At 31.7% G+C, this 2,912-nt stretch carries 3 protein-coding genes; 2 read left to right on the top strand and 1 reads right to left on the bottom strand.

Annotated elements, in window-relative coordinates:
* The first annotated feature begins 218 nt into the window (after positions 1-218).
* The gene (locus tag Q0E71_RS06605; protein WP_294797213.1) at positions 219-1,112 is read left to right on the top strand and encodes a DUF4300 family protein; all 894 of its coding nucleotides are present in this window, start codon (positions 219-221) and stop codon (positions 1,110-1,112) included.
* Positions 1,113-1,194: 82 nt separating this feature from the next.
* Here the strand turns inward: Q0E71_RS06605 and rpsD are convergent, their stop codons facing one another.
* Complete coding sequence (gene rpsD / locus Q0E71_RS06600) at positions 1,195-1,788, bottom strand: 30S ribosomal protein S4 (RefSeq protein ID WP_294797211.1); 594 nt, start codon at positions 1,786-1,788, stop codon at positions 1,195-1,197.
* 174 nt (positions 1,789-1,962) lie between these two features.
* Between rpsD and Q0E71_RS06595 the strand changes: the two genes are divergently transcribed.
* A partial coding sequence (locus tag Q0E71_RS06595) for a M3 family metallopeptidase (protein WP_294797209.1) occupies positions 1,963-2,912 on the top strand: 950 nt, incomplete at its 3' end.

The raw sequence follows: 2,912 nt of genomic DNA, 5'->3' as shown, positions 1-2,912 counted from the left end.
CAATAAAATTAATTAAATCCTTTGCTAAATCTTTTGAATTCATATAGATTCCTCCTTTTTATATACTTCAATTATAAACGATGCTCTATTTTATGTCAAGATAAAGAGTTTATACATCTCCATTGATATAGTTATGGTGAAATTGTTACTATTTTGTAAGCTTTGCCTAATTGACAAGTGCTCCCCAAGTAAATTATAATTTTACTTGAGGTGATTATATGAAAAATATATTTAAAATTCTATTAGCATTATTGGTGGCAGCACTACTTGTCTCATGCTCGCCTAAGACTAATGATGCGAGCAATGATGCAGATGGTCCAGCTGCTAACGAGACTGAGGAGCCAAGTGACAAGGACGATGACACTATAATGTACACTAATCTTACAAAGGATGAGAACAAAAACGAATTAAAAAAGACTCTTAGTGATAAGGGCCTTGACGATGGAGATATTAGTGCATTCATTAAGAATCTTGATGAGTACAATGAAAGTGCGGATGCAAACGAACTAGCTAGTGACTTCACAAAGTATAATGATGAAGTAGCTTATTATAATAGCATGGATAAATTTGCAGAGAAGAATCCTGATTTCTTAGGCGTTAACTGCAGAATAACTACATTTTCACTTATTAAAAATAGCTTAGATATTGCTAAAGAAATTGAAGATAAATCTTCTGTTTTGGATTTTGATAAAAAAGCAATAAACGACAAGAACTTGCTTAATGAAGATGAATTAAAGAAATTCATTACTTATTATGCCCCAATAAACATTAATGACGAAAAAGCAAAATATGAAGATTTAATCACGAAAGAGTTTGATGAAAGAGGCATTAAGTTTAAGAATGACGATGTAAAAGTTGTTTCTGTATACTTAAACTCAAATGATGAGATTGACGGAAACATTTTGTTCATTGGTCACACTGGACTCATGTATGAAGATCAAGGCAAAGTTTACTTCTTAGAAAAATTAAGCTTCCAAGAGCCATATCAATTAATTAAGTTTAATTCAAAGAAAGACCTTTATGACTACTTGATGAAGAAATACAATCAAGACATGGGTGAAAATACTCACGAAGCTATAATTACAGAGAACGACAAAGTTTTCACATACTAAAAAAGACGGATAAATCCCATCAAAATAAAATAAGTATATACATGAAAAAGCTCTCAGCACATATGTACTGAGAGCTAATTTATTAATGAGAATAATATTCTACTACGTAAACGTCTTCGATTTCTATTGGAATTTCTTCTCTTTCTGGTAATCTTGCTAGAACAGCTTCGAACTTATCAATATCTTTTTCGATGTAAGGATATGAGTTTCCAACAACTGTTTGGAAGTTTTCCTTAAACATTTCGTTTGATCTTGATTTTTCTTTTAAGCTAATCTTTTGTCCAACTTGTAATTGATAAGCTGGTTTATCTACTCTCTTACCATCAACAAGGATGTGTCCGTGAACAACCATTTGTCTTGCTTGTCTGATTGATTGAGCAAAGCCTGCTCTAAGAACAAATGCATCTAATCTTGTTTCTAGTAATTTGATAAGAGCGTGACCTGTTTGGTCCTTAGATTTCTTAGCCTTTAAGAATGCCTTCTTTAATTGAACTTCTGGCACTCCGTAGTAAGCTCTTAATCTTTGCTTTTCTAGTAATTGAAGTCCGTAGTTAGATAATTTCTTATCTGAACGTGCAGCTCCCTTTTTCATACCTTTATTAGCTTTCGCTAATCCATAGACATTTAAGCCTAATCTTCTGACCGTTCTTACTCTTGGTCCGTTTAAACTTGACATTAAAACACCTCTAAAAATATATTTGCCGCGGTATATTTTTAACATTCACATTCTATCACATATGATAAGCCTTGTCAACTACTTTTTTTAATTTTTCTGTAAATATTCATATTTGATTGAAAAAGCTTTAATAATGATATATAATTATTTATATAAATATAAAGGATGAAGAAAATGAAATTCGAAGACATAGAAAAGTATTACAAAAGGATAGATATAATCAGCGAGGCAAACCTTATTAACTTTTATTCCACTCGCCTAGCAAGAACTAAAAATTTTGATGAGAAGAATACCATAATCAGAGCTGTTGACATCATCAAAAGGCGCTACGATAGCTTCTACGAGTACGTCTTTATAAGGCATACACAGGATACTTCAAACAATTTCTTTAGCGAGGAGTTTAAGTATTTTGAAGCTAATGAGGATGAGTTTAATAAGGCCTGTGTTAAATTTGCTCAGACTTTATTAGATGATGATGACTTGGATAGGCTTAAGAAAAGATGGGGCAAATACTTCTTTGATAAACTAGAGATAATGCAAAACCTATACTCTAAAGATGTTATTGGCTTAAACATTAACGAGAACAAAATATTAAAAGAGATTATTGACTATAGAGATTCACAAGAGATCTATTGCGATGGTGAAAAAATTACTAATAAAAACTTAGCTAAATATACTTCGCTTCCTGATAGAGAAAAAAGAAAGAAGTTTATAATCGCCATGAATAATAATAACGTTCAAAACAAAGAGTACTACGCTGAAAAGTATAGAGATCTTGTTGTTATTAGGCACAAAATTGCAAAGAGGCTTGGCTTCGATGGCTACCTTGACTTCTCTGATAAGGACAGGTGCAGAATTGATTACAATCACAACGACATAATTGCTTTCAGAAACGCGATAAAGAAGTATCTTGCTTCTAACGCTCACATCATTTCGGATATACAAAAGGATAAGCTTGGCATTGATGCTTTATATACCTACGACTTAAGAGTCTACTTCAAAGAATATGATCCAATGCCATTAAAGAATCCTTACCTATTATTAAAGACTATAAATAAAAATTTAGCGAGATGCAATCCATATTTATCAAAAATAATTAATAAGATCTTTGATGAGAACAGTCT

It is taken from the genome of uncultured Fenollaria sp., from assembly GCF_934202865.1.
Lineage (GTDB): Bacteria > Bacillota > Clostridia > Tissierellales > Peptoniphilaceae > Fenollaria.
This window is presented reverse-complemented; position numbering and strand designations above follow the sequence as displayed.